Genomic DNA, 26475 nt, shown 5'->3' on the forward strand with positions numbered 1-26475 from the left:
CAAAACAGAAAAAATACCCTATGGTGAAAATCAGAGGGCTGAGTCAACGGCCCTTTTTTAGAGAGCGTTTCACCGTTTCATTGGCGACTGTCATTAGGGTAGACCGAGAAATCCTTCGAGGAGAATAAAGAAACCGCACCAGGTCTCCTGGAGACCAAGCAATAGGAACTCCTGCCAATGCGAGATTACTGGCCAACTCAATTTGGCGATCGTCAATATGCTCTTTATAGCATTGGGAACGAGGAACTAAAATGTAAGGCTTGCTGGTTTGATCCAACCATTTGAGCCAATAAGGGTCACAGTGGCCAATAATCAGACGAGCCTCACCCCCCAATTGAACTAACTTCGTCTCTGGAATATCAGCAAAACAGTCTTCGCTTTCAGGCCAAACACTACAACTGCCGTATTGCACAATGAGTTCTTCCTGAATCAATTCTCGGTTCACCAGAACCTGCAACCAACTCATCAAACGATTAAAGGGATAGGGTTCAGTGCCAACTGTGGTTAGAATCATTCTTTTTAATGGCGATCGCTCTATATCGCTCTATATTGTTATAGATGCATTGATTTCCCATAATCATTTAGCCATAATTGCGATCCTATTTTAGTCAAAGATCGCTTGGGGTTTGAGGAGCAACCTACGTCATTCCTTTACCCTACTCCCCTCAAAATACCTTGGTTTGACTCCGAGGACAATCCCACAATGATTGCAGCAATCGCCTTAAACACACAAATATCCAGGATTTTAGCCCCCCTTTGAGTTCTCCGTTAATCCGGATAGAATCAGATTAACCCGAATCCAAGATTATAGTATCCTATTGAACTAAATCCAATAAATCGGGATTACTAACCAACTTAGCAACTTCTGTCAACCAAACCTATGAGTCAAACCGTTAAACACATTCAACCCTCCGGCATTTTAGATAGTACCAAAGCAGGTCAGTTTAGAGATGAAGTCAGTGCATTAGTGAAATCGGGTGCTGAGGCGATCGTGATTGACCTCAAAGAAGTAACCTTTATTGATAGTTCTGGCCTAGGGGCCTTAGTAGCTGCTTTAAAAACTGTACGCTCTGCGGGGGGAAAACTCCTGATCTGCTCCATTAACGAGCAAGTGAGGATGCTCTTTGAACTCACCAGCATGGATCGAGTATTTGAAGTCTATTCTAGCCGTGAGGAGTGCGAGAACAAATTGCAAAATCCATAAGTGCCGGCCGTTAATGAAACTTAATCTGAAGTAACGATAAGTCATCATTCAAGATGGTATTGGAATTTAATGTATAAATGCAATGGAGTAAATGATCTAACAATTCAGAGCAGAGGTGTTGATGGGTGACCAAAAACTCACTAAACGCCTCAAGTCCCCAGATTGTGCCATCGGTCTGATGAATTTCATAGACCCCATCACTAAACACATAGAGGGTACTCTGGGGTTGGACATGACACTGATGTACCCCATACTCTACTCCAGGAAACATACCAATCGGGAAACTGGGTGTCTTCAGATGTTGAACCTCTATATCCTGGTTGGGACTAGGAGATAAGAGGATAGCTGGAGGATGACCGGAGCTGGCATAGACCAGAGACTGTTCCTTTCGGTGATAAACCCCATACCAAATCGTAAAGTAGCGATCGCCTTGAGTTTCCATCTGAAACGTATCATTCAGACCCATTAGCACCTGATGGGGTTGAGAAAAATCAACCCCAGAGAGAGATTGAGAGCGCAATAAATTCAAGACAGAAACCGATAACAGGGCACTGCCCACCCCATGACCCGCCGCATCCACCACATAAATCACGAGCTGATTTTCATTGAGCCAATAATAATCAAAACAGTCCCCTCCCAATTGACGAGAAGGAATAAACCTCGAATCAATCGAAACGGACTCGTGCAAAGGGCCGGGAAGAAGTGATTTAACATAATCTGCCGCTTCTGTCAACTCTTCTTCAAGTCTCTGTTTAGCCGTTTGTAAATCTTGACTGAGTTGGTGCAGTCGTAAACCTGCCCGCACCTTCGCCCGTAACTCATTCACCTCAATGGGTTTAGACAAAAAATCATCTGCCCCGTTATCGAGACCCTGAACCCGGTCTTCCACTCCCTCACGGGCCGTCAGCAGCACAAAAAACGTCGTTGTCAAATCAGGATTAGCCTTAATGCGGCGACAAACCTCCAATCCATCCATGCGAGGCATCATCCAATCGCACAAAATCAATCCAGGGCGCAGACTGGCTGCTTGTTCTAAGCCGTCTTCACCATTCGTGGCTACGGTCACATCATACCCTTGATTCTTCAGTGCTTTGGTCAACACTAACCGAAACAAAGGGTCATCCTCTATAATCAAAACTTTGTACATGATTTAAATGTCATCAGACTGGGAGCTGGAAAATCTGACAAAAGTGAGATCGCTTTGATAGCCTATTTGATCGCTTATAAGAGATATGCTGAAAACCCCGTAAATTCATTCCGAGGATGAAGGCGAGCGGGCAGGTTTTAACCTGACCTTATGGTACAATGGGATTCACAGGAATGGTAATTAACCTGTATAAAAACCTAAATGCCTAACGGCAATCTGTACCTGGGCAATTGAAGATATGGGGTTCTATTCCATTGTTCTAGTTTTCCCCTAGGAATAGGTAAAATCTTCAAAGGGGCTAGACAACACAGGATTGAAATAAAAACCAATTTTGGAATGATCCAACTACCGAGGGGCACTCGGAAAGTAACGCTTGAGGAGAGACCTACCTCTGGGTTGAATTTCGCAAGGGATTTAGTCTAAGTGGACTCGTTGAACCAAGAATCTCCGCATCCAATGGCCGGGGAATGTCAAAAGCAGAAGCACCAAACCCGCAATTGAGTAAGAAGCGTGACCCTCGATTTAGCGTTCGTCTCTATCTTACCGATTCCAAACCAACGGTTATGATGAAATGATAGCCTTTGGGTTCGCGGGTTCAAGGGTTTGAATGCTTCTTTACCTGTGCTGATTGCCTGATTTAAGGGTTATACCATTGAAATTGCCCCATAGAGCTTATCTGCAAGTTCATTCTAATGGCCAGGCTTTATCCCATGCCTTGGCCTGGTTTGAAGAGCTTAAGCCTCCCTCCCTACCCATTCCTAAAGACACCTGGATTGAGTGTCAAACTGCATTTTATGAAGGATTAACCAATGCTGTTCGACATGCCCATCATCATTTGGCTAAAGATACGACTATTGATATTGAAGTGATCTTAGCTGCTGATTCAATCACCATATCGATTTGGGATTATGGCCAAGGCTTCGATATTGAGCAATGGCTCAGAACCCAACCTCGCCCAACCCCTGACCAGGAAGGGGGACGGGGTTGGTTTATGATGTCCGATATCGCCGATCGCCTCAGCTATACTCATACAGAGGATCGACGCAATTGTTTGAAGTTAATTAAATACTACTAGAGCAGCAAGCTTTAAAATTGGGGCGGACCAAGTGTAGTGCAATATCTCAGCTAGTCTCCAAAACACCAGATAAATAAGGAGACGACGAGGGTTATCAGTAGCCAAGGGGAAAGAGAGAGGCTTTTCAAAAGACTGATGGCTTCTAGTGCTATGAGTTCACTGCCGAAGTATCCGGCAATTAAGACGATGAGCAAAATCAGGATGGGCATTGATTGCGTTTAGGTTCAGGAAAAGATGACTCGATTTCACTTTAACTTAACGCCAATCGCTTGGGTAAACTGGCCACTAAACGTTAAGATCTACAATGATCTGTTTGATGAAGCGTTGGATACTTTCAATCGTGCTAAGTAATCTTGTTGCTGACTTCCGTATCATCTTCGATCGCGATCCCGCTGCCCGAAATTGGCTGGAAGTCCTGTTTTGCTACCCTGGACTACAAGCGCTACTGTTTTATCGCTTGGCCCATTGGCTCCATGTCCTTGGACTTCCGTTTATTCCCCGGCTGATTTCCCATCTGGCTCGTTGGTTTACGGGGATTGAAATTCACCCAGGAGCGACCATCGGTAAAGGAGTTTTTATTGACCATGGTATGGGTGTTGTCATTGGTGAGACGGCGATCGTCGGAGACTATAGTCTAATCTATCAAGGGGTAACTCTGGGCGGAACGGGTAAGGAAAGTGGTAAACGCCATCCTACCCTGGGCGAAAATGTAGTGGTGGGTGCGGGAGCTAAGGTTCTCGGTAATTTGTTAATTGGAAATAATGTCCGCATCGGTGCGGGATCGGTGGTCTTGCGGGATGTACCTTCCGATTGTACGGTGGTTGGTATTCCAGGACGTATTGTTTATCGTTCTGGGGTTCGGGTTAATCCCCTAGAACACGGACGACTGCCAGATGCGGAAGCAGAGATGATTCGCACTTTGGTAGACCGAATTGAGCAATTGGAAGAACAGGTGCGTTCGCTTCAGGAAAGTAAGGGCGTTAGCCTAGAGAGCCAAGGTGTTAGTTCAGCGAGTTGGGATTCCTGGAATCAGTCTGTTGTGCAGGAGGAGGAATTAGAGTCCCCATCCCATCGCTCTAATTACAGCAATTGTGCCCTGAAGGATCGAGCGCTTGAAGAGTTTTTAGATGGATCGGGGATTTGAAGCAAGGAGTCATGGGCGATCTCTTAAGGATTGAGGGATCGCTCGCTCCAATCACCATCCGGTTGCAACTGATAGTGTATCCTTTGTGGGGGAGACTCTTGTAAATCAACAAGATCGACTTCAATGGGCTGGAATAGGACTAGGACAAAATTGGGTAAGGGAGTCTCAGGATTGGGATACGTTCCTGGAAAACCGTTTTTGTCTCGGTTGGTTCCACAAGCGGGCCAGGTAAATTGTTGCCGAGTGGCATCCGAGAGCTGTTGCCAAACTTGGCTTCTTTTTGACAGAAGAAAAGAATTATCAGTATTTTCATCAATACAAGTGGTTTGGGCTGAAATCCTAAATTGCTGGCGTGTGAGGCTGAAATACCAACAAATTTCGGCCCAAGGACTGTGATGCAATTGATGTATTTTATCGCTGCGGTTATCAGTGACGATTTGGAGTTGATGGGTGGAGTCGAGAAATCCTCGAAATACAACACTCCGATTGGCGGGTTTCCCGTTGGAGCGGATGGTAGCCAATTGAAAGTAACGGGATTCTGGACGATCTCGGCGATCCTTTAAGGCTTGCTCTAGGAGCGATCGCCAGGGGGGACGATGGGAAAATGAGGCGGACATAGGGAAAGGAAGACACGGAAAATGGGATTATTTTAGCGAATTTATGGCGATCTGAGGCTCCATCATCCATCTATTATTGGCAGCAGATATCAATTGGAGCTAAACCCGTTGAGGTTATACAAGCCTGTTGTTTAATTTGGTCTTGACATTCAGGAACGGATAAACGTTGACCCATAGCGATGACTAAAGCTTGATAGGCCTCCCACTGGTTTTCAATTAAGGTTCGGGCTTGTAATTTAGCCCATTTTTGCTTAGGGGTAAAATCAACAGTTGTAGGGGAATAGAGTTTCAAGAGCATGTTGAGGTTTTGTCGGTCATCTGCTCCGCCTTCAGCATTACCATGAACGAGTTCTTCGGCTGCAACACCGGCCATCCATAGGAGACAATAGCGGTCGATCCATTGTTGGGTGAGAGCTGTGGATTTAAGTTGTTCAGTTATGGCTTCTCGATCGAAACTTACGCCTGCTTGTCCTCGTTGCCCCGCTCTCAGGGCTTCCCAGGGATTGAGGGTATAGCCAGTAATGGGAATATCGAGAAGAGTGGCGACGAGAAAATGACCGGCTTCGTGGTGTAAGAGGCGATCGCGATATGCAGGCGATAAACTGGCAATTAAGCCTAACCCTAGATTACTGCCTTGGCCTTGCCATTGGAGGCTATCGATCGCCATAAATCCCAAAATTCCAAAGGCTATTATTGCTGGAATTGCTGGATTTAAATGGATTATGGGCCCCAATAGACTCGACAGGGTTAGGGTAAAAACGGCGATCGCGATCAAATTTAAGCTCAGTTGATTCATGAATTTCTCTCGATAACGAATAATTTCTCCTTATTCCTCTGATGCTTCGTCAGTCTGGAACTCCTCTCGGGCCTTATAAAACGTCTCCAAACTATGGCGATCGCCGACAAAACGCCAGTGCCAGGGTTCATAGCTAATGCCTTGAGGATTATTTCGGGGAAAGGACAACTCAAAACTATAATAAGCGGCATTTTCTTCTAACCACTTAAAAGCAGAAGTATTCTCAAACTCTGGAGAAAAATCAACTGCCGGTACATAGCCATCGCCAATATCGATGGCATACCCAGTATGATGCTCACTATAACCTGGAGGAGCGCTTACTTCTGCCCGTTGAGTTGCGACTTGTCCTCGTTGAGCTTTAACGTCAAAAAATAAATACTCCTGATCGTTTAAGCTACGAAAGGCAGACAAAGGAACCAACACCACTCCATCTCTTTGGGCTGCATTCACCATCTGTTGGAATTTAATCGCTGCCATTTTTCGTAATCGTAAACTACCATCAGCGGTAATCGCCATTAAATCATCCACTGGGGCTTCTTCATAAGCCAAATGACCCAGTAAGTTCCCTCGATCGGGCGTTGTTGGGTTTTCAGCCTCTTCAGCTCTATCTTCACCCAACTCGTTGGTTTCTGTGGCTGAGGATAGGGGAACTCTAGACTCTGAGGCAGTGTTTGGGGTAAGGAAATTACTACTGAAAATGAAAATACCGGTGCTGAGGGCGATCGCCACTCCTGCAAATCCGATCCACATTCCGCGCCCAGAACCCGATGATGCAGTTTCTTGCACCTCAGCCACCGGTACAGGAGTATCCCGTAAAGCTTCTGGGATATCATCGGTAATTACTTCTTCCTCCTGGGAGGTGAAAAAATTGGGTAGATTTTCACTCATCGGTGACTTACTCCAACACGGAATTATTCTTCTTAACCTTACCAAAGATTAGGGATTTAGATCCAAATCAAGATAATTAAAGCACAAAAACACACGGACAAATTGATGCTTTTAGGGCGAATTTCGAGCGACCTAGAGCGATCCAAATCACTTGAGAAGAGCGATATCAATCACAGTTAAAATGCTAGATATCGTTGATAGTAAAGTGAAGATGACTCGTGTATGGACTGATTATGTTAAGAAAACACCAAATCCTACCTGGAGCGATATCCGAAATTCTAGTTTCTGCACGAGAAACGGGGGTGTTAACTCTGGCCGATCGCTATGGTCTTATGGCTGCTACCTTAGATGAACTCTTAACGGAAGAAGATGAGCGATCGATGAATCGGTTATTGCGATCGGTGATCAAAGGAAAAGTGAAGATCAGCCCTGAAATTTCGGCGGTTTATTATCCTCCTTACCCCACGTTATTTCATCGCACCAATGCGGTTTATGTCTCCCCCAAGTCTTCTGTCGCCTGAGAATTCATGTGAGTTTGTTTTTCGGCTTCTAGTTTAGGTTGAATATAAAGATTTTCCAAGAGGGTTGCCCCCCCTGCCACCCAAGGGGGCACAATTAAGGCCCCAATAATTCCTAAGACTTGAGTTCCACCAAGGACGGCTAGTAATTGATAGAGAGGATGAACGCCTACCGATGAGCCAACCAGGAAGGGATCGAGAATATAGGTTTCTAGATTTTGAATAATCACAAAAAATAATAACACCCATAAGAATGCCCAGCCCCCGGAAGCGATCGCTACTACGAGGGCGGGAATAGCGCCTAAAACCGGGCCGATAAAGGGGATTAGGTTGGTGACTCCGGCGATCGCTCCTAAACCGAGGGAAAATTCACGTAATCCCAGGATACCCAAGCCTAGAGTTGTGACAATGCCTAGGATAAAAGAAACGACTAACCGACCGCGAATATAGCTACCCATACGGTAACTAATAGTGGGAATTTGGGCCGCAACCTTGGTGTCCCAAGGTTCAGGCAGTAGACGCACCAAACTATTAATTAAAGTTTGGCTATCGGCGACCATATAACCGGAAATAAAGAAAGATAAAATTAAGCTAAAAACTCCTCCAATAATGCCTCGCGTAATGCTATACGATCGCAGTACCAATTGTTGACTTGAGCGGATCAACCAACTGGTGATTTGTTGAAAATCTACAAGTTCAAGGAGTTCGGGAGGTGTATTTGTCCAATTGTTGAGTGAATCTTCCGCTAATTGTAAGAGGACATCAGCATAGGAGGGGAGTTTTTGCAGCAAACGCTCAATTTGCTGAAAGACAGTTGGGCCGATTAATAAGCCCAGACCTGTTAATCCAAAAATCAGGGTAAGATAAACTAAAATTACACCTAACCATCGGGGAATGCGTAAGTGTTCCGCCGCATCTACTAAGGGAGCAATAGAAGCGGCAAGCACAATCGAAATCATTAACAAAAGCACGAGTCCCCGTAATTGCCAAAATAAGACAATTAACAAAACCGAGAGTAAGGTTAATAGGAACGTGGATAGGGAAAAAGCAATCCGTTGTTCGCGCATAACTAGGAAATAGGGGATAGGAAATAGGGAATAGGAAATAGGGAATAGAAAAAAACAATTTTCCCGCTTTAGGACATTAATTGCGATGCCATTGGGTAATGCCACCGGGTTGATCGATAAGCGTAATGCCTTGGCTTTGTAAGTCATCGCGAATGCGATCGGCTTCGGCAAAGTTTTTGGCTTTGCGGGCGGCTTGTCGAGCGGAAATTGCTTCTTCAATTTCGCGATCGCTCAGTTGCGATCCTGGAGACTCAGGTGTTCCCTCCGGTTCCACTTCTAACCCCAACACTTGAGAGAGGGTAACTAAGGTTTTCCATTGTCGATATAACTGCTCTGGATCAACCTCCGTTTTACCTTCATGAACCAAGCGATTATTTTCTCGGTTCAATCCTTTGGCTAATTCAAATAATACGGCTAATCCGCCTGATGTATTCAGGTCATCATCCATCGCACTGTTGAAAATCGCCAGACTTTCGGGGTTGAGATCTTCCCGGTTGACTTGCTTGTTGAGATCCCATGCCCAGGTTGACCCCTGTTTATAGCCAAAGGATAATCCCTCTTTGAGGGTATTCCAAGCACTTTGAGCCGAGGAGATCGCCTCCGCGGTAAAATCAATCGGTTTACGGTATTGGGCCTGAAGCACAAATAACCGGAGTGCCATTGGTTCTGGCCCCTCTTCCGAGTCCAACAAATCCCGAATCGTCGTAAAATTACCCAAAGATTTGGACATTTTTACCCCATTCACCGTCACAAACCCATTGTGTAACCAATAGTGAGCCAAGGGTTGACCCGTCACTACTTCCGACTGCGCGACCTCATTCTCATGGTGGGGAAACACCAGATCTGCACCCCCACAATGGATATCAATCGTCTCTCCAAAACACTCCCGTATCATTGCCGAACATTCAATATGCCATCCAGGGCGACCTTTTCCCCAGGGAGAGTCCCAACTCGGTTCATCGGGTTTTGCGCTTTTCCATAGGGCAAAGTCAAAGGGGTCTTTTTTCTTTGTGTCTTCTGCACTTTCTCCTACTCTTCCCGATGCTCCCGCTTGCATCTGGTCAAACTTGCGCCCGGAGAGCTTCCCATAGTCCTGAAACTGATGTACTTGGTAATAGACATCGCCCTCGGAAGCATAGGCATATCCTTTGGCTTCTAATTCATGGATCAGGCGTAAAATGCCATCCAGGGTATGGGTTGCCCTGGGATATTCATCGGCTTCCAGGACATTGAGGCGAGCCATATCCTCAAAGTAGGTTTGGGTATATTTTTCAGAGACTGCTTCCATGGTTGACCCGGTTTCTCTGGCACGGTTGAGAATCTTATCGTCAATATCGGTAAAATTCTGTACGTAGCACACCTGATAGCCTCGCCATTGCAAATAGCGCCGTAGGGTATCCCAAGCAATGTAGGACCGTGCATGACCGAGGTGACAGTAGTCATAAACGGTGACTCCACAACAATAAATCCGTACTTTCCCTGGTTCTAGGGACTCGAAGGGTTGTTTACTGCGCGTGAGGGTATTGGTCAACGTTAGGGTCATGGGGCGATTGCACACTCTTTAAGGGGTCAGCCCTCATCATACCAAATCTGGTTTTATTCCCGCGATCGCAGAGAAAACAATCAAGGGGTCGTTGGTGGAATAACTTGAACATAGGGATAATTGAGTATTTTCCGATCAATCGTCACAATAGAAGCATCAGATAATCTGGCTGTGGCAACAATGATTCTATCTGCTGGATCTTTGTGAAAATCACCGGGTGAGGATCATTTACTTACAATTCCAAGTTAATACATAATCCAATCCGTAAACTGTAGAATTCATAGACCGTCAAGCGATCGCCCTAAAGTAGACCTCGATAGCGGATAAACACTAGAATCACTGCCCATGAGCCTAAAGCCACTTTTAGGGCAACTAAGATATTCAGAACCGGAATCATACCACCGCTTAGGAGTGTACCTAACTCTCCTTGGGGGAGTTGTAGACCGACTAATACGATCGCGGCTAATACAATAAAGACTAAAACGGAAATCTTTTCCCAGGTGGATGCTCTCCAACGTTCATAAATCTCTTCCATCCGTTCGGAAGGCGAGGTAATCGCAATTAAACCGATCGCCGTTCCACCCGCGACACCGGCAGCAAATCCGCCTCCTGGACTCAGATGACCTCGGATGGCTAACTCGATACAGACCAAAGCGGATATAGTTGCACCTAAACGAGCTAAAACGATCGAAGGTTGGTCGGTAAACTGGCGAACTATGGCTGAAGGTTGCTCATTGGCTAATAAGAATTTTGCTCCCATAATGGCGATCGTAAACACCACTACTTCAAATATCGTATCGTAGATCCGATTTCTAAAGATAATTCCGGAAACAGCGTTGGGGATGCCACTATCTGCAACCACAGACTCGACAATCGAAATCTCGCCCCCCTCGAATGTGGGATCTTGCATCACTAACATTTTGACTAAAAAGATAATGCCTGCTACCAAATAAAGCCATTTCATCTGCTGTTTTTCCTCCACGGATCGCCATTTCGCTTGAACTTTGCCATGAATTGGTCAAGGGGCCCCTTGTTCGTCTTTTGCCTAACCCTACACATGATTTTTCATCGATAAACTGGTTACTTCACTGGGTAATTCAGTCTGCATAATCTCATAAAGTCGCTCTACCCGAATGGTTGTATGGTAGGGTTTTGTCTCTTGACTGGCTGAAGAGGAAATACAAGTGGCGTGAATTTCCTTATCCATCAGCGCCTGATGTAGACTGGCATCATCGCTATAGGAAACCAGATCTAGGCGCATATGATATTTATCTAAGGTTTTCTGTAAGCTGTTAATTAAGGCTTCAAATTGGGGATTTTCCTTCTCCATGTCTTCAGAAATCGTGCCCAGACGCATCACTAAAGACGATCGCACAGCTACCGCATATAAAGTAATGGCTAACATTGTCCCCACTAGAGCTTCTGTTAAGGCCACATCTGCCCCACCTAACACGGCATACACCAGTGCTGCTACAGCTCCCAAGATCCCCCGAATGACTAGGGCATGGTAGGGATTCTTTTGCAGAACCACTAGACCTGCGGCTAATGGCAATAGGGCAACAATTAATAATAGAGAGATATCAGTCGTCATCATTTCCCCCACTGGAACAAGAGGCTAAAACATATCCTATCGGTAATAGAGAGATTATGGCACTCAAATACAACAATCATTGCCAAACCATCCAGAATAGAAACAACAACATTAAATTCATCATGCCGATCAGATGGTCAAGCGTTTCGAGCGTCTGAGGGAGTTTAACGGTTGAGTTACGAAAGATGATGAAGTAGGCAAGCCAACCCAGGGCGATCGTGACGAGGGGTTTGGCTATGTTTGCCAGGGTATAGGTCTGATAATTAAAGGCGTTTGCGCCGATGAGTCCACTGATTAAAATGACCACTGCCAACCAGAAACCGATGGATAGCTTTTGAGTGTCCTCTTCTGACCTTTCATGGGGCAAAAAGATGAATTGTCCATAGACGGTTGCTGTTCCCACGGCAGCGAAACTCATGCCCAGCATTTGCCAAGGGATCAGGTTTTTCAGGGTTAGGACTTTAGCGCCAAAACCGGCAAGTAGGGGACAACCACAGATGGATAAACTTGCCAAGTTGAGGGCGATCCACAGGGAATTGGCCATGGGTTTTTGTTGCAATTCTTTTAGGTTACGACTGGGTAAGTTACCCCCAATTAGGAATAGGGCAGATTTGGCCAGTCCGTGGGTAAGAGCATATAATCCTCCCACTTCCGGGGCTACAAGGACAAAGCCCAATTGGGAAATTGTACTCAAGGCTAACATGCGTTTGATGTCTTTTTCAAATAGGGCATACCCTACACCTAATAGGGCAGTAGCTACGCCAAAGAAGCGTATGATGGGGTCAATTTCTTCTAAAGTCAGGGCGCAGCGCACTAGGGGAAAGGCTGCAGTTTTGACGACGACTCCTGAGAGGATGGCAGAAACAGGGGTTTCTGATTCTGAGTGTGTCAGGGGTAACCAGAATCCGGGGACAAAGATACCGCCTTTGGCTAGAAGTGCGAGGAAGATCAGGGCAATGGCTTCAGCGGGAGCGTTGATTAAACCGGTTAAAGCGAAGGAGTTGTTTGCTTTATAGACGAGGATGGCTCCAACTAAGTACAAGAGCATGACGGTATTACTAAGCAATAGATACCGCAGTCCTATCCAGATGGCGCGATCGCTTCTTGGATAGGAAATCAGCAGAAATGCGGCGATGGTCATCACTTCTATGCCGACATAGATACTCAGCCAGTCAGCACAGACAAAGACTGAGTTGATACTGCCCTGTAAAACCATAAGCTGAGTATAAAAGAAGGCGCTTTTGTTACTCCGCCAACAGTAGAGCAGCACCGCTACACAGACGAAAGCATTAGTTAAGATAAAGAAGGCACTCTGTTGATCGGCGATCAGGGTAACTCCGAAATTATCGAGCAATTCCAGGACAATGGGTTCGGGTTGCTGAAATACGAAGGTCGCATAGGCAAACGAGACTAGGGTCGTCCCAAAGGCCAGAAACCAATCGAGCCTTGGTAGGAGATAAATTCCTAAGCCAACAATCAAAGGGAGGAGAAGCCAAGCGATTGTGAGGATGGTCATGGTGTGTAGTTTTTCCCAATCTCCTTGGTTTCTAATAATGCCACCGGTACGGACCCATTATGATGTTATGTATAATACCCAATCTACCAGAGTGGAAAATAACCAGAAAAGGCCAGAGGGTCATGATTAAATATCACTCGTCATCATTTCCCCCACTGGAACAATAGGCTAAGACATATCCCAAAACGGTATTCCAAATGGCGAGAGAAATAATACCCAATACCAGTAAGGGCCATTCTCTGGGAATTTGCAGGAGCAAACCGATAATCATACTCATGGAACCGAGGGTATCAGCGACAGAGAGACTATGGAGTTTAAAGAGAACGGAGCGATCGCCAATTAAAGGAAAGGTTCCCCAAAACCAGAACACTATCCCCACTCCCATACAGATATAACTCAAGGTTGTAATCATCCCTCCCCCACTCGTTTAATTACATGAGCTAACAACATTAATGCTGCATTCCCTACACTTAAGATGATGATGCCAACCACACCTAGCATTAAATCATCGCGTAATACCGAGACAATTAAAATCATCATTGAAGTTTTGGTCGCAATGCTGGCAAAGGCCAACATTTTCTGCCAAATATCACTATCTTGACAAGCCTCATACATGGGAATTAACAGTGCAAAAATCATCAAAACCAAAATTACAGTCATCTTTTAAAAGTCTCCATCCCCATATCTCTAAGTCTCCCGATCGCTGTGTCTGTGCCTCCTTCGACTCCACTCAGGGAGCGTTTGTCTCTGTGCGTCCCCGCCTTCTTCGTCTCACCCAATGAACTTCATACGACCCCCTAGCGTGATACTTCACCACGATGGTTTTGGGGGTAAAGGTAATTACGAAAATATCTAAAAAGATCAATCCGGGAGTCCGGTTGGGTTTAACTTGCTCCAGGGTGGTTTCTTCTTCTTGATGGGGACGAACCATCAACTCGATCGCTTCTATATAAGCTTGAGGAATGGCGACCGCAATCTCCCAAAGAGCGTGTAACCAATCTTTGAGGACTGCTGGAGCAGTCACCGATCTCGGTAGGAGAAAGGCTACGGCTACGCCAATAACAATATTGGCTAGGCTCAGATCGGAGGTGAGCAAAAACCAGATTGTCAATCGTAGTATCAGATCCAGATATCCAATCATGCCCACACCATCCAGAACAGCAGCAACAACATTAAACTCATCATCCCCATCAGATGATCGAACTGTTCCAGCATTCGGGGCAGTTTGACCGTTGCGTTGCGGAAGATGAGAAAGTAGGCGACCCAACCGAGAGCGATCGTCACCAGGGGTTTAACAATATTGGTTAGGGTATAGGCTTGATAATAGACTACGTTTGCTCCCACCAGTCCTCCAATCAAGACCACGACAGCTAACCAGAAGCCAATGGATTGCTTTTTATCCTCTTCTTTTGCCGCTTGATGGGGTAGAAAGATGAGTTTGGCAAAGGAAATAGAGGTTCCCAAGGCAGCAATATTCATGCCGATGATTTGCCAAGGCATTAGGGTTTTCATCGTGAGGACTTTCGCGCCAAAACCGGCAAGTAGGGGAAAACCGGAGATGGAAAAACTGGCCAGGGTTAAGGCAATCCACATGCGATTGGGAATGGGTTTATGTTTCAATTCTTTTAGGTTACGACTCGGTAAATTCCCTCCAATTAGGAAAAGGGCAGATTTCACCAATCCGTGGGTGAGGGCATAGAATCCTCCGACTTCGGGGGCTGCGAGGATAAAGCCCAATTGGGAAATGGTGTGAAAAGCTAACATCCGTTTGATGTCTTTTTCAAATACGGCATACCCAACTCCCAATACGGCAGTGCCCACGCCAAAGAAGCGCACGATGGGTTCAATGTCTTCTAACATCAGGGCACAACGTACGAGGGGAAAAACGCCAGCTTTCACCACTACCCCTGAGAGCATCGCAGAAACGGGGGTTTCGGATTCCGAGTGCGTTAGGGGTAACCAGAGTCCAGAGATAAAAATACCGCCTTTGGCAAGCAATCCGAGGAAAATTAAGGCAATGGCTTCGGTGGGAGCATTGGTTAGGCCAATGAACGCAAAAGAGTTGTTGGCTTGATACACTAGGATTGCGCCCACAAGATAGAAGAGCATAGCCACATTACTGACAAATAGATAGCGTAGCCCTACCCAGATGGAGCGATCGCTTCTCGGATAAGTAATCAGGAGAAATGAAGCGATGCTAATGACTTCTAAGGCGACATATAAAGTAATCCAGTCCGCACAGATAAAGGCTGAATTTACACTACCCTGTAGGATAATGAGCTGAGTATAGAAAAAGTAACTTTTGTTGCTTCGCCAACCGTAAAGCAACACTGCCATACAGACTAAGGCATTGGTTAAAACAAAGAAGCCAGTCTGATGATCGGCGATCAGGGTTACCCCAAAACTATCCAGGAGTTCCAGGGGAATGGGTTCAGGTTGCCGAAATACAAATGTGGCATAGGCAAGGGAGACGAGAGTTACCCCAAAGGCTAGAACCCAATCAAGCCTCGGTAGGAGGTAAATCCCTAATCCAACAATAAAGGGAAGTGCAAGCCAGGCGATAGTTAAAAAGTTCATGGTGTATAGTTTTTCTCAATCGCCTTGGTTTCTAATGTGGGGTTATCTTTTGCCAGTTTCATCACTCCCACAAGCATCAGCGCTTGAATCGAAAAGCCAATTACAATTGCCGTTAAAATCACTGCTTGTGGCACAGGATCGGCATATTCAACGGTTTTGGTGGGATCGAGAATAGGGGTAAACAGCCCTTCTCGTGAGGCGATGAAGATATAATAGGCGATCACTCCGGTACTCATTACGTCCATGGAGATGATCTTCATAACAAGGTTCTTTTTCAGGATAATGCCGAAAAATCCGAATAATAGGGTAATTAGGATGCAGGCTTCTAACATCGACAGGGCTTAGGGGGTCAGGGAAATGGGCTATGCTCTGGAAAGCTTTTTAATAAGAATACACAATTTCTGGTCGTTGAGAACCATTAGGGACTTAAGTTATTCGTAAGGAAAACCATTGGTTATCATTGATGTAGCGATGATGTAGCGATCGCCTCTCCATTACCGATTACCAAGACAAAACCCTTTTAAGGTAAACTCTATAAACCAATTGGTTCTCAATCTTGAAGCTTTTCCATGAGTACGCCCACCCTTCCTATTTCGCGAAAAAAGCTATGGTTAGCTGCCATTAAACCACCCATGTATAGTGTTGCTGTCATTCCCATTGGAGTAGGCAGTGCCGTTGCTTTTGCGGAAACAGGAAGCTTCAATTGGGCAATTTTTATCACTTTTATTACGGCAGCTATCCTCATTGTAGCCTGGCTGAACTTAACTAATGATGTATTTGACTCTGAAACGGGAATCGACGTTAATAAACACCATTCTGTTGTTAATTTAACCGGCAATAAGACCTTAGTCTTTTGGATCGCCAATGGACTCTTAGCGATCGCTGCCCTAGAATTGATCTTGATTACCTGGTGGCAACATAATCCGATGATTCTAGAACTAATTGCCTTAGCGGTTTTTCTGGGCTATACCTATCAAGGACCGCCCTTTCGTTTGGGTTATTTAGGTTTAGGAGAAATCATCTGTTTTATTACGTTTGGCCCCTTAGCTGTTTCTGCTGCATACTATTCCCAACACGCCACTTGGTCAACTGCTAGCCTGAAGGCATCCATTATTATTGGCCTTACCACCAGTATTATTTTATTCTGCTCCCATTTCCATCAAGTGGAAGACGATATCGCCGCTGGAAAACGCTCTCCCATTGTCCGTATTGGTACAACAAAAGGCGCTCAACTGCTGTTGGCTGCTTGTGTAGCTGTTTTTGCGGCGATCGCCCTTTTCACTATTGAAGGATATTTCCCCCAATGGGCAGCCTTAAGTTTCCTCAGTATCCCCGTTGCCGTGCAACTATGTCACCATGTTCTAACTTATCATGACCAACCGGAACAAGTGAAAAACTGCAAGTTTATTGCCGTTAATTTTCACTTTATCAGTGGAGTTTTATTGGGTTTAGGATTTATTTTAGGATAGGTGATATAGCTTTGAATCATATGTAGTTAATAATTTTCGTTTACCAAATTGATTCCAGATTTAATATAAATCCAGGTAAAACTGTCTCTCCAGACAACCGATCTGGAGCGTCTAACACTTCAACTTCTTGATTCGGACGATAAACTTCCACTTTCCGCGATAAAGGAATAATAAGCCAGGCTAAACGAGTGCCATTGTCTAGATATTCTTGCATTTTCTGTTGCGTCACTTTTAAACTGTCACTTGGGGACAGTAATTCGATCGCAAAATCTGGACACAAGGGAAGAAACTTCTGCTGTTCTGCTGCGGTTAACTGTTGCCAACGCTCTAAGGGTATCCAAGCAACATCTGGAGAGCGTTCTGCATCGTTGGGTAACTTAAAGCCAGTAGAGGAATCGAAAACTATACCCAGTCTGCTTTGCCCATTCCATACCCACAGTTGTGCTGTGATTGCGGCATTACACTTTCCTGTTTCTCCTCCTGTTGGTGACATGATAATTAAATCTCCATTGGCATTGCGCTCAAATTGCAAGTTCTGATTGTCCTGACAGAGTTGGAAAAATTGCTCGTCAGTCATTGTAATCGAGTCTAAGTTGAGTGTATAAGCCGTCATAGTGTGTCGAGGGTGAGGAATGGGTAATCGACGAACTGTTGTTTGAATCGTTATAAACTAAACTTCACATAATCGCTCAACCAAGCAATCACTTCTTCTCCTAAGCGCACGTCATTTAAGCGGTCAATTTCCCGAATACCGGTGGGACTGGTGACATTAATTTCCGTCAAATAGCCGCCAATGACATCTAATCCAACAAAATAGAGGGCATTTTGCTGTAAAACTGGGGCTAATTGGGAACAAATCTCTTGTTCTCGGTCGGTGATTTCTGTCTTTTCTACTTCTCCACCGACGGCCATATTATTGCGGAATTCTTCAGTTCGGGACACCCGATTGACTGCACCAATCGGCTCTCCATTGAGGAGAATAATTCGTTTATCTCCGTCCTTGGCTGCTGGTAAAAATTGCTGTACCATCACTGGTAATGTCCCGTTTTGGGTACTGAGTTCAATCAGGGAGTTGAAATTGCGATCGCCGCTCTCCAATATCAGAATCCCTTCCCCCGCTTTGCCTCCCAGGGGTTTCATGATTGCTTTTCCGTGAGTTTGGACAAACTCGCGAATGGCGGTTTTATCTGCTGTTACCTGGGTTTCGGGGATCAAGTGGGGAAATTGGAGCGCATACATTTTTTCATTGGCATTGCGCAACGCTTTGGGATTATTCAACACCAGGGTTTTTTGCGGGTCAACATAATCTAAAATATAGGTGGCATATAAATAGGAAATCGTCACGGGTGGATCGGTGCGCATAAACACTGCATCCATCTCTTCTAGGGGACGAACAACTGGGTTTTCGACTTGAAACCAGGGATGAGTCGCCACCCAATGATCTTCTTTTAATTCGACTGGGGTTAAGTGGAGCGGAGATAGTTTTGCCCAAGCTTTACCGGATCTGACTTCTAAGTCTTGAGCTTCAGTAATCCAAACGTGATGGCCTAGTTTTTGAGCGGCTTCCATCATCGCCACACTGGTATCATGGCAAGGATCGAGGCGGTGAATGGGGTCGATAATGAAGGCAAAATCCATGGTTTTCAATTAATCATTAAAAATTGGGTTAGTTAGGGAGTTCGGAAACTTGGGGGGAAGTTTGGCCGATTTTGGGTTCGGTTCCGGCTAAGAGGCGTTCGATATTGCTGCGGTGTCGCCAAATGACGTATAAGCCGCCCATAATGCCAAAGATTTCATAGGCGAGGGGTTGGTGGAAGGCTGCCATGAGGGCAGAGACGGCGATCGCCGCACTCATCGAGCCGAGTGATACAATTCGGGTAATGCCGATGACGCTGCCAAACACGGCAAAGGTGAGCAAACCCACCGGCCAATATAAAGCTAACAATACCCCTAAACTGGTGGCGGCTGATTTTCCTCCTTTACTCAAGGATTTTCCTTCGGGTTGATTCCAGATTAACCAAATGGATAAACTATGGCCAAACAAGGCTAAAAATCCGGCTAACACTACTATCCAGGATTGCCCTTGCTCATCTAAAGTCAAAATCTGCCATTGATAGGCAAAGCGCACGAGAAAAATTGCCGCTACTCCTTTCAGAACGTCCACCAATAGCACGGTTAACGCCGCACCTTTGCCTACTGTTCGCAATACATTGGTTGCGCCGGTGGAACCCGAACCCGATTCGCGAATATCAATGCCTTTGAGTGCTTTGGTTAACCAATATCCCGTGGGAATAGAACCCAACAAATAAGCCCCAATCAAGACACCAACGGCGATCGCCCCTTGCATAACTTCACCTCTTTCTCGATCTACTTTATCTAACGTTCTCATCCCACTGTTCCCTTCGACTCCGCTCAGGGAACAGGGAAACCTTACCAATTATCAATCATCGGGGGTGCTTCCGGATTCGGTGCAAAGGCCAACCATAGGGGAAACTGCAACATCGACACGCTCACTTTATCCTCAGACTCATCAATAATAATCAGAGGCAGTTGCTTCTGTTGGGTAATTCGGTCTGCTTTTACGGCTAAGGGTTCAGGTGCTTCAAACATAGTAATCCCTCTGTCCGAGCTAAAATCCATGCGAGAGATACCCAAACAATCCTGTAAACCCCGTCGCCATTCGCCCAAGCGCTCTGGAGTATTGACTAAAATCAACGGTCTGAGGCGATCGCCATATAAACTATAGACGACTGAAATTACTGCCGAGGATACCAAAATATTTTGTAGACGAGACCCCATGGTACGTACTGCACCCCGTCCCCCTTGGGTAAAGAACCACTGGGATACCCGTTCTGCATGGATGGGTTCAAATGTGCGCCGCAGTTGCCAAGCTGGGCCATAATAATCTGGACGGGTGCGATACTGATCCAATAGATGGCGAATTTGCCGCACTTGATCGCCAAACTTCGATTTGGCAAATTGGGGATTTTCTAATTCTGGGGGGCGTTCTGGTTCTCGACGCGATAAGGCTTCGCCTCGCTCGCGCGATCGCATAATCGGCACTTCCACTGGAGCGACGGGTTCGCGAGCATCTGCCCCTAACTCTATATTTTCCGCCGCACTGGCCAAATCCTGCAAGCTACCGACCAAATAATCCTTAAATCCCTGAACGCGGATAGCGAGATCCTGGGAAACGCCAGCGAAGCTCGTCCGCATTTCTGCACGGATGCGCTCTGCACGTCTTTCTAGTTTTTCAATCGTAACTTCTAGCTTATGTTTGCGATGTTCTAGCTCACTTAAACCCGCTTGTACCAATTGTCCCATGGCTGATTGCTGGGCTGTCAGTTGCTCTTGCAGGGTTTCGGCTTCCTGTCGCAGTTCCTCCACCTGGTTTTGCAGCGCTTGCTCAGTAAACCGCAGATCCTCAATCCGCGCTTGCCATTCATCCACTTCTTCATCCCTGGGGGGTTCCGAGTCTTGTTCCTCCACTCCTTCACCCTGATCTAGTTGATCTAGTCCCCCGTCTGTGGCTGCTATTTCTTCACGGGGTTCGGGATGATCGGGGGTTTTGGTATCAAGCTGAAGCGGAAGTAAGCTATCTCCCGTTTCACTCTTTTGATTTTCTATGGTTTCATCTTCTGTTTTCCGATCGCCATGGCGATCGCCATTTTCCCCCGTCTCTTGAGAGGCTGAGGGTTGAGGAACGTCAGATTCAGGAACGGGGGTTGAAGAGGTTTCGGGGTTGGAGTCCCAAGGATTCAATGGATCGGTATTCATCAGTTATTCATCAGTTCTACAGGTATTAACGAGAACGGGGACAGCGTTCTTCCAGAGTGCGCTTGAGGGTTGAATAGTCAAAGATTATGGGGACAAAATGGATACTCTTAACTTCTTTGAAATAGAACAAGATGGGCAGTTTGTCCCAGAAAATCTCCCAATTTTGCCAGTCTTGGTAAGGAAATTGGCGAATTTGTTTGTCGGAACGGTAAACCTCAAGAGCCGTTGGAGTAAAGGTGAGCCGGATAGTGGTGGTTTGTAGGGTTAAGAATAACCCAAAGAGGGCGATCGCCCCACCTAATCCAATTTGCACGGCTGCTAGAGGAATCGCCAACAGCACCAGCACTAAGGGTATCCGGTAACTGGGCTTCAGGGTAACCGTTTCTAGGGTGGTGCTTGAGGTTGAAGATGAAAAGGGAGTTGAGGTCATCACAAAGTTCTAAATCACCTATGGTTGACTATTTTATCGTGCCCTGGCTGGTAATGCCCCATCAGACCATGTAGCTAGAGTCTTCACTCCCAAATCTACACCCACAACACTTTTAGGATGGTCAATTTTTTCCGGTTCCACGTCCACCTTGTAGGAAATCAACCATTGATCGGCATGACGACTAATGGTTACGTTGCTGTTGGATTTTACTAAGATTGGAGGAAGATGCTTTTCATAGGTCTTTACCCACCCAATGCGAGGCAACTTGATTTTATTCCCCCTGATTTGAAGGTTACCTTCTAGGCAAAAACTGTCATGCCTTCCCTTTTTCTTGAATCTAGGGAACCCACGTCCTTTCACGGTAAAGAAGTTCTTAAACGCACTCTCTAAATCCCTCAAAGCTTGTTGGGGAGCGCATTTTGAAACTTCGTAGTACCATTCATATTCCGATTTCACCTCAGCTACCAAGCGCTTATGTAAGGTGACTGCACTAGGGCGCTTTTCACCTTTTTCTTTTGCTTCTATGCAGATGGCTAGTTCCCAGTTATAGGCGTGACGAGCTACTCCTGCGTGTTTAGCCATTAAGGTGCGTTGCTTGTTATTGAGGTTGAGTGAGGTTTTGAACGATTTCACTTACAATCTTTGGCTACTTCCTTTAATTGTTTTACTCTCTATTTATTCTATGGCATATAGTCTGGCTCTGACACACCTAATAGCTCTGCCGCTTCCTATACTCCAACTAAGTTAGACTGACGACCCATTATATCCCATCCTCCCCATCCCCGCGTCCCCGTGTCTCCGTGTCTCCGCGTCCCGATCCCCCCATCCCCAGTAAAATAGGTCATGGGTATAACTAGGAGGGAGCGATGTCAGTCTTATTGAAACGGTTGTTTACGGTGGAAGAGTACCATAGGATGGGCACAACTGGGATTCTGTCTGAAGGCGATCGCACAGAACTAATCCGAGGAGAAATTATTCAAATGTCACCTATTGGCCCAATTCATGCCTCTTATGTCAATCGCCTGACTCAGTTATTTATATTGCAATTCGGCAAACGAGTATTGGTGAGAGTACAAGATCCAGTTATGTTAGATAATACTTCTGAGCCAGAACCAGATTTATGCCTGGCGCATCCCCGTGCTGATTTTTATCAGGGGGGACATCCGCAACCGGATGATATATTTTTACTGGTAGAAGTGGCAGATACAACGCTTCGCGGCGATCGCGACATCAAAATTCCCCTTTATGCACAAGCGCAAATTCCGGAGGTTTGGCTGCTGAATATTCCCGAACGGTGTTTAGAAGTCTATCGACAACCGACTCCAGAAGGCTATCAGCAGGTGCAACGCTTAGAAGAAGGAGAAGTTGCGGTGCAATTGTTTCCCAATATCCAGTTTTCAGTTGAGGAAATCCTGGGATAATCATGCCCCTCATCCCCCTACCCCTCCTTCTCCTGTGGGAGAGGGCAAGTAGAGTGTAGGGTGGGCAAGAATAGAAAGGAAAATCTGTATACCCATCAATAGACCCTGCCCACCTTGATGAATTTAAATCCTGAAGCTGGTTATATCAAGTCCGGTTAAAAAGACCAAGGATTAATAATTACAACCCCTGTCCCGGCAAAGTCTTTTTCATTGCGGGTGACAAGTGATAGAGAATTATGAATTGCGATCGCTGCAATCAGAGAATCCATAGCAGGTATAGGTCGCCCATTCTGTTCTAATTGTCCTACTAAGTTTCACCACAATACCATTGTTGAAAAATCTATACTTAAGATTCTGTTTTGAAAACGACTGGGTAGGCTTTTATTTAGCCATTTCGTTAAAGATTCTTTTCGCTTATAGAAAGTAGTTTTACTGATTCCTTAATGGTAATAGTACTATTGTTAATTGTTAATTGTTAATTGTTAATTGTTAATTGATCCCTCCCATGCGACTAAACGGATAAAGCCGCAAAAACACCACTCCGCGAAATTGATCTTGCTCCACTAAAGACAAGGCTGCCCCTAGGTTCTCATACTCTGGGTTGTCTGCCATTACCAAATAGGTTTTGGCAGGAATTTCAAAAGGTTCAATTTCTTCAACAGTTCTACGGTGCAACCTTGATGGGTACACATGGGATTGAGGGCAGTGATGGCTTGGGTTTCTTGATGGCGGAAGATGAGGACGGGTTTGGGAGCGTTGCGTCGGTCTAGAATGGTTCCTTGGGCTTCGAGTTGGGAGATTGTACCGAGGGCTTGAAACCCGTCTTCGCGCATGGAAGTATCAATTTTAGGGGTGTCATTGCTGGAGGGTGTTGGGGGAGTTTCTCCAGGCTGACAACTGGAGAGGGTGGGGGGGGAGGACGCTGACGAGTGCGCCAAGGGTCATCCAACTGATAAAGTAACAGCGTTCGATAGTAGATGGGAGTTGAATTTTAGGACAGGACTGGAGATTGGGATGGGTTTTTGAGTATCTTTTGACGCAGGAATACGACCAATACAAACAGGAGATCTAGGGCAATTAAGCTCCCGATAATCAGTTCTGAGCCTCCGGTACTGAAGCCGTAGCTGTGTAATCCAGTTCCGAGGACAAAATTCACGCCATACCAGGCCATGAGGATAGCATTAAAGCTGACGATACTGGCGATCGCCATGCCAAAGTTGCCGAGCCAACCGGCTAATCAACCGTGTAGGGGCACGATGTAGCACATGAGGGCGATTAAGGCCCAGGTTTCTTTGGGGTCCCATCCCCAAAACCGTCCCCAGGAAAAGTGGGCCCAAATGCCACCGAGGATAATACCAGTGGTAAGGAAAAGTACGCCAACTTGGAGGATGGAATAGTTCCAGCGCGAGAGGCGATTGATAAAGTCTTTGGCTGTGGGTTTGAATAGGTAAGCGCCCAGGAGCAGATGACCAAAGCCAAAGGCAAGGGCAAAACTGGCGTAACCGAGGGTAATGGTAGGTACATGGACACTGAGCCAAAAGTTATCGCGTAGGACGGGAACCAGGGGTTTAATGCTGGGATCGAGGACAGCCGGGAGGCGATCGCCCAATATCAAGCAGAGGATAGATAGGAGTGCAGCGGACAAGAGGTAATATTTCGCACGATGCAGGAACTCAAAGGTAACGGCGATCGCCGCTATTCCCAAACTCACCCAAATCACTGACTCATACATATTCGTCACTGGGGGTCGTCCTGCGATTTGCATCCGCTCCCAAAACCCATATCCATGCACCGCTAACCCACTGCAAAATAACCCTAATGCTACCCAATAGGCTTGTAACTTTTCCCATCCCAAAGTCACCAACATCACCAGGAAGCCTACACCATATAAAATCCAGGCTTGGGTAAACCAATGCAGCCCATAAAAACGAACTTCTCGCATTAGTTTTTCCCCAGAAGGATAGACTTGGGGACTTAATGCTACCAGTTGAGATTTCAAAGTTGAAACCTGGACATTTAAATCGGAAGTTAAACCCATTTGCATCGCTTGTTTAATTTCGCCATAGGTTGCTTGCAAGGTCTCGACTTGTTCCGGCGAATAATATTCAGAAGCCCGATCGATTCCCAACCATTTCCCTTTCGGATCGCTTGGATGGGGAATAATCGGTAACTGGGTACTGCTAACTGTCTCTAACATTAACGCTAAACGGTCTTCTAAAGTTAGTGCTTCCCGTTGATCTCGCGTTAAATCTAGATTCTGCACTTGATCTTTATGGGCTTGCAAAACAAACGAACTTAAGGGAGAAGAAACCAGTTCCACAAAGGAAAAATATTGCTGTTCTGGATTGAATCCCAGTTGGGTTTTCAAAGGGCGATAACTCAATAGGATAAAGGGTTCTTCGTTCCAGTCTCGGTTATTGAATAATAGGGAAAGATAAGTATTGAGATAATCTAGCTTATCTCCGCTTAAAGGTTGATAGTGCAAACTGCCATGAATTTGAGTTACCGTTTCTCTGGCAACTGTATCGAGGGGCTTTTTGCGTCCATCCAGTTGCACCGCCAGTGTTTTTAGAGAATCATAGCTTGTTTCCGGACTAGAGATTATCCCTTTCCATGCGGGAAAGAAGCACAGGAGAAGACCTAATGTTAAGGCGATGAGAAATTTAATTGGATTCATACAATGTATAGGCTACAGATTTGGTGAGGAAGGAAGCCTTGAGACATTCCTGATTCCTTACTGGTAACTGTCTGGGGGGAATTGTTCTGCTCACTGGTAACATCTAGCCATTACCCTATACTTATCAGTCTACAATGTTAGCCTTTATGTGATAAAGTAGGAGTCAAAATAAAAATTTACCTATAATTGAGCATAAAGATCAAGATAATCTCTATAATTCATCCATGATCGGTATCCATAAAACTCCAGCTCTCACTGCTGACACTATCCTTGAATCTCTCCGGGAAATCTTCCCCCAAATTCAAAAGCAATACCAAATCAATACGCTAGGGATTTTGGGTTCGTATGTCCGAGGTGAAGCAACTGAAGCCAGTGACATTGATTTGCTCATTGAATTCCAACCAGACATTCGTTTTGGTCTAATTGCTTACTGTCAACTTGAAAATTACCTGAGTGAAAAACTGGGTAAACAAGTAGATCTGGTTACTAAAGATGGTTTAAAACCCGATATCGGGGAAAATATCCTCAAGGAAGTAGTTTATCTATGAATCGTACCATCAAAGATTACTTACGAGATATCCTGGAAGCCATCAATGCTGCCGAAATTTTTGTCATAGGTTTTGATTTTGACACCTTTGAATCCGATCAAAAAACGATATTTGCTGTTACTCATGCCGTAGAAATTATTGGTAAAGCTTCTAAACAAATCCCGCCAGAATTCAAAGAGCAGTACCCTCATATCCCTTGGAAGGAAGTTGCTGGAATGCGAGACAAAATGATTCATCACTACTTCTTGGGTGACTTCCCAAATAATATCAATATCAACTTGTCGATAATCATGGACTAACTTGTCCCTCATCCCTGCGATTTGCTTCCATGGGATACAGCACTTTTCGATGTTATGAGGTACAGTAATCGAAATTTTCCTTGAGAGTGCCTTCCCATGAAAAGCCGGAAGAATGGGCATTATAGCGTGAAAAATGGTTTACCTATTACCTATTACCTATTACCGCGCGAA

General features: G+C 45.6%; 33 protein-coding genes and 3 pseudogenes. 8 read left to right on the forward strand and 28 right to left on the reverse strand.

Annotation, left to right across the window (positions count from 1 at the left end; translation table 11 throughout):
• Positions 1–43: 43 nt before the first annotated feature.
• Positions 44–514, reverse strand: a complete 471-nt coding sequence (locus J7545_RS11190; RefSeq protein WP_318700147.1) for a hypothetical protein — start codon at positions 512–514, stop codon at positions 44–46.
• A gap of 366 nt (positions 515–880) precedes the next feature.
• On the opposite strand from J7545_RS11190, the gene J7545_RS11195 reads away from it, so the two are divergent.
• Positions 881–1204, forward strand: coding sequence for an STAS domain-containing protein (locus tag J7545_RS11195; RefSeq protein WP_318700148.1), 324 nt, complete (start codon positions 881–883; stop codon positions 1202–1204).
• A gap of 10 nt (positions 1205–1214) precedes the next feature.
• Here the strand turns inward: J7545_RS11195 and J7545_RS11200 are convergent, their stop codons facing one another.
• Positions 1215–2351 carry a PP2C family protein-serine/threonine phosphatase gene (locus tag J7545_RS11200; RefSeq protein ID WP_318700149.1) on the reverse strand — a complete coding sequence of 379 codons (1137 nt, stop codon included), beginning with the start codon at positions 2349–2351 and terminating at the stop codon, positions 1215–1217.
• A gap of 652 nt (positions 2352–3003) precedes the next feature.
• Between J7545_RS11200 and J7545_RS11205 the strand changes: the two genes are divergently transcribed.
• Positions 3004–3426, forward strand: coding sequence for an anti-sigma regulatory factor (locus J7545_RS11205; RefSeq protein ID WP_318719568.1), 423 nt, complete (start codon positions 3004–3006; stop codon positions 3424–3426).
• A 50-nt stretch (positions 3427–3476) separates the two neighbouring features.
• On the opposite strand, the gene J7545_RS11210 is transcribed toward J7545_RS11205, so the two are convergent.
• Positions 3477–3635 (reverse strand): hypothetical protein, encoded by a 159-nt coding sequence (locus J7545_RS11210; RefSeq protein WP_318700151.1) that lies wholly within the window; start codon positions 3633–3635, stop codon positions 3477–3479.
• A gap of 131 nt (positions 3636–3766) precedes the next feature.
• Here J7545_RS11210 and cysE point away from each other — a divergent pair, with 131 nt between their 5' ends.
• Entirely contained in the window at positions 3767–4570 is an 804-nt protein-coding gene (gene cysE, locus J7545_RS11215) for a serine O-acetyltransferase (RefSeq protein WP_413038657.1), read from the forward strand.
• 23 nt (positions 4571–4593) lie between these two features.
• On the opposite strand, the gene J7545_RS11220 is transcribed toward cysE, so the two are convergent.
• The 3 genes from J7545_RS11220 to J7545_RS11230 form a co-directional block, all read right to left on the reverse strand.
• Positions 4594–5187, reverse strand: a complete 594-nt coding sequence (locus J7545_RS11220) for an Npun_F5749 family FMN-dependent PPOX-type flavoprotein (protein ID WP_318700152.1) — start codon at positions 5185–5187, stop codon at positions 4594–4596.
• A 73-nt stretch (positions 5188–5260) separates the two neighbouring features.
• Positions 5261–5983, reverse strand: coding sequence for an ATP-dependent Zn protease (locus J7545_RS11225; protein WP_318700153.1), 723 nt, complete (start codon positions 5981–5983; stop codon positions 5261–5263).
• A gap of 30 nt (positions 5984–6013) precedes the next feature.
• The gene (locus J7545_RS11230; protein WP_318700154.1) at positions 6014–6871 is read right to left on the reverse strand and encodes a D-alanyl-D-alanine carboxypeptidase family protein; all 858 of its coding nucleotides are present in this window, start codon (positions 6869–6871) and stop codon (positions 6014–6016) included.
• A 233-nt stretch (positions 6872–7104) separates the two neighbouring features.
• Between J7545_RS11230 and J7545_RS11235 the strand changes: the two are divergent.
• Positions 7105–7320: pseudogene (locus tag J7545_RS11235) on the forward strand (hypothetical protein); the annotation flags it as partial.
• A 41-nt stretch (positions 7321–7361) separates the two neighbouring features.
• Here J7545_RS11235 and J7545_RS11240 read toward each other — a convergent pair.
• The 11 genes and pseudogenes from J7545_RS11240 to J7545_RS11285 form a co-directional block, all read right to left on the reverse strand.
• On the reverse strand, positions 7362–8456 hold the full coding sequence (locus tag J7545_RS11240; protein WP_413038660.1) for an AI-2E family transporter: 1095 nt from the start codon (positions 8454–8456) through the stop codon (positions 7362–7364).
• A 76-nt stretch (positions 8457–8532) separates the two neighbouring features.
• Positions 8533–9999, reverse strand: a complete 1467-nt coding sequence (gene cysS / locus J7545_RS11245; RefSeq protein WP_318700157.1) for a cysteine--tRNA ligase — start codon at positions 9997–9999, stop codon at positions 8533–8535.
• Between the two features lie 80 nt (positions 10000–10079).
• Positions 10080–10217 (reverse strand): annotated as a pseudogene (locus J7545_RS24035) (type II toxin-antitoxin system VapC family toxin); the annotation flags it as partial.
• 83 nt (positions 10218–10300) lie between these two features.
• On the reverse strand, positions 10301–10963 hold the full coding sequence (locus tag J7545_RS11250; protein ID WP_318700158.1) for a Na(+)/H(+) antiporter subunit B: 663 nt from the start codon (positions 10961–10963) through the stop codon (positions 10301–10303).
• A gap of 87 nt (positions 10964–11050) precedes the next feature.
• A complete protein-coding gene (locus J7545_RS11255; RefSeq protein WP_318700159.1) occupies positions 11051–11593 on the reverse strand; it encodes a DUF4040 domain-containing protein in 543 nt (180 codons plus the stop codon).
• A 73-nt stretch (positions 11594–11666) separates the two neighbouring features.
• A complete protein-coding gene (locus J7545_RS11260; RefSeq protein WP_318700160.1) occupies positions 11667–13106 on the reverse strand; it encodes a cation:proton antiporter in 1440 nt (479 codons plus the stop codon).
• A 133-nt stretch (positions 13107–13239) separates the two neighbouring features.
• The gene (locus tag J7545_RS11265) at positions 13240–13518 is read right to left on the reverse strand and encodes a monovalent cation/H(+) antiporter subunit G (RefSeq protein ID WP_271939526.1); all 279 of its coding nucleotides are present in this window, start codon (positions 13516–13518) and stop codon (positions 13240–13242) included.
• Positions 13515–13766, reverse strand: a complete 252-nt coding sequence (locus tag J7545_RS11270) for a hypothetical protein (protein WP_271939528.1) — start codon at positions 13764–13766, stop codon at positions 13515–13517. Before J7545_RS11270 ends, J7545_RS11265 begins: the two co-directional genes overlap by 4 nt.
• Positions 13767–13836: 70 nt before the next feature.
• Positions 13837–14247 carry a Na+/H+ antiporter subunit E gene (locus tag J7545_RS11275; RefSeq protein WP_271939531.1) on the reverse strand — a complete coding sequence of 137 codons (411 nt, stop codon included), beginning with the start codon at positions 14245–14247 and terminating at the stop codon, positions 13837–13839.
• Positions 14244–15683 (reverse strand): cation:proton antiporter, encoded by a 1440-nt coding sequence (locus J7545_RS11280; RefSeq protein WP_318700161.1) that lies wholly within the window; start codon positions 15681–15683, stop codon positions 14244–14246. The genes J7545_RS11275 and J7545_RS11280 overlap by 4 nt, the downstream gene beginning before the upstream one ends.
• On the reverse strand, positions 15680–16015 hold the full coding sequence (locus J7545_RS11285) for a cation:proton antiporter subunit C (RefSeq protein WP_318700162.1): 336 nt from the start codon (positions 16013–16015) through the stop codon (positions 15680–15682). The genes J7545_RS11280 and J7545_RS11285 overlap by 4 nt, the downstream gene beginning before the upstream one ends.
• A 237-nt stretch (positions 16016–16252) precedes the next feature.
• On the opposite strand from J7545_RS11285, the gene menA reads away from it, so the two are divergent.
• Positions 16253–17152, forward strand: coding sequence for a 2-carboxy-1,4-naphthoquinone phytyltransferase (gene menA / locus J7545_RS11290; protein WP_318700163.1), 900 nt, complete (start codon positions 16253–16255; stop codon positions 17150–17152).
• A gap of 40 nt (positions 17153–17192) precedes the next feature.
• Here menA and J7545_RS11295 read toward each other — a convergent pair whose 3' ends face one another.
• From J7545_RS11295 to J7545_RS11320, 6 genes are all read right to left on the reverse strand, one after another.
• Positions 17193–17765 (reverse strand): Uma2 family endonuclease, encoded by a 573-nt coding sequence (locus tag J7545_RS11295; protein ID WP_318700164.1) that lies wholly within the window; start codon positions 17763–17765, stop codon positions 17193–17195.
• Positions 17766–17815: 50 nt separating this feature from the next.
• Entirely contained in the window at positions 17816–18790 is a 975-nt protein-coding gene (gene gshB / locus J7545_RS11300; protein WP_318700165.1) for a glutathione synthase, read from the reverse strand.
• A gap of 28 nt (positions 18791–18818) precedes the next feature.
• Positions 18819–19499, reverse strand: coding sequence for a glycerol-3-phosphate 1-O-acyltransferase PlsY (gene plsY, locus J7545_RS11305; RefSeq protein ID WP_413038661.1), 681 nt, complete (start codon positions 19497–19499; stop codon positions 18819–18821).
• An 83-nt stretch (positions 19500–19582) separates the two neighbouring features.
• The gene (locus J7545_RS11310; RefSeq protein ID WP_318700167.1) at positions 19583–20929 is read right to left on the reverse strand and encodes a DUF3086 domain-containing protein; all 1347 of its coding nucleotides are present in this window, start codon (positions 20927–20929) and stop codon (positions 19583–19585) included.
• A gap of 25 nt (positions 20930–20954) precedes the next feature.
• Positions 20955–21359: a DUF3119 family protein gene (locus J7545_RS11315; protein ID WP_271939542.1), complete on the reverse strand. Its 405-nt coding sequence runs from the start codon at positions 21357–21359 to the stop codon at positions 20955–20957.
• Positions 21360–21392: 33 nt separating this feature from the next.
• Entirely contained in the window at positions 21393–21992 is a 600-nt protein-coding gene (locus tag J7545_RS11320) for a transposase (protein WP_318700168.1), read from the reverse strand.
• A 233-nt stretch (positions 21993–22225) separates the two neighbouring features.
• On the opposite strand from J7545_RS11320, the gene J7545_RS11325 reads away from it, so the two are divergent.
• Positions 22226–22780: a Uma2 family endonuclease gene (locus tag J7545_RS11325; RefSeq protein WP_318700169.1), complete on the forward strand. Its 555-nt coding sequence runs from the start codon at positions 22226–22228 to the stop codon at positions 22778–22780.
• A 489-nt stretch (positions 22781–23269) separates the two neighbouring features.
• Here the strand turns inward: J7545_RS11325 and J7545_RS11330 are convergent, their stop codons facing one another.
• From J7545_RS11330 to J7545_RS11345, 4 genes are read right to left on the reverse strand one after another with little or no spacing between them, the layout of a single operon-like run.
• Positions 23270–23392 (reverse strand): hypothetical protein, encoded by a 123-nt coding sequence (locus J7545_RS11330; RefSeq protein ID WP_318700170.1) that lies wholly within the window; start codon positions 23390–23392, stop codon positions 23270–23272.
• Positions 23392–23718 carry a Rieske 2Fe-2S domain-containing protein gene (locus J7545_RS11335; RefSeq protein ID WP_318700171.1) on the reverse strand — a complete coding sequence of 109 codons (327 nt, stop codon included), beginning with the start codon at positions 23716–23718 and terminating at the stop codon, positions 23392–23394. The genes J7545_RS11330 and J7545_RS11335 overlap by 1 nt, the downstream gene beginning before the upstream one ends.
• 53 nt (positions 23719–23771) lie before the next feature.
• A complete protein-coding gene (locus tag J7545_RS11340) occupies positions 23772–23990 on the reverse strand; it encodes a hypothetical protein (protein ID WP_318719569.1) in 219 nt (72 codons plus the stop codon).
• A 27-nt stretch (positions 23991–24017) separates the two neighbouring features.
• A complete protein-coding gene (locus J7545_RS11345) occupies positions 24018–25457 on the reverse strand; it encodes a cytochrome c biogenesis protein (protein ID WP_318719570.1) in 1440 nt (479 codons plus the stop codon).
• A gap of 224 nt (positions 25458–25681) precedes the next feature.
• Between J7545_RS11345 and J7545_RS11350 the strand changes: the two genes are divergently transcribed.
• The gene (locus tag J7545_RS11350) at positions 25682–26005 is read left to right on the forward strand and encodes a nucleotidyltransferase family protein (protein WP_318700174.1); all 324 of its coding nucleotides are present in this window, start codon (positions 25682–25684) and stop codon (positions 26003–26005) included.
• The gene (locus J7545_RS11355) at positions 26002–26304 is read left to right on the forward strand and encodes a DUF86 domain-containing protein (protein WP_318700175.1); all 303 of its coding nucleotides are present in this window, start codon (positions 26002–26004) and stop codon (positions 26302–26304) included. Before J7545_RS11350 ends, J7545_RS11355 begins: the two co-directional genes overlap by 4 nt.
• Here the strand turns inward: J7545_RS11355 and J7545_RS24040 are convergent.
• Positions 26293–26424, reverse strand: a pseudogene (locus tag J7545_RS24040) (hypothetical protein); the annotation flags it as partial. The gene J7545_RS11355 and the pseudogene J7545_RS24040 sit on opposite strands and share 12 nt — an antisense overlap.
• Between the last annotated feature and the right edge of the window lie 51 nt (positions 26425–26475).

The sequence above is a fragment of the Roseofilum sp. SBFL genome, from assembly GCF_017746885.1.
GTDB lineage: Bacteria > Cyanobacteriota > Cyanobacteriia > Cyanobacteriales > Desertifilaceae > Roseofilum.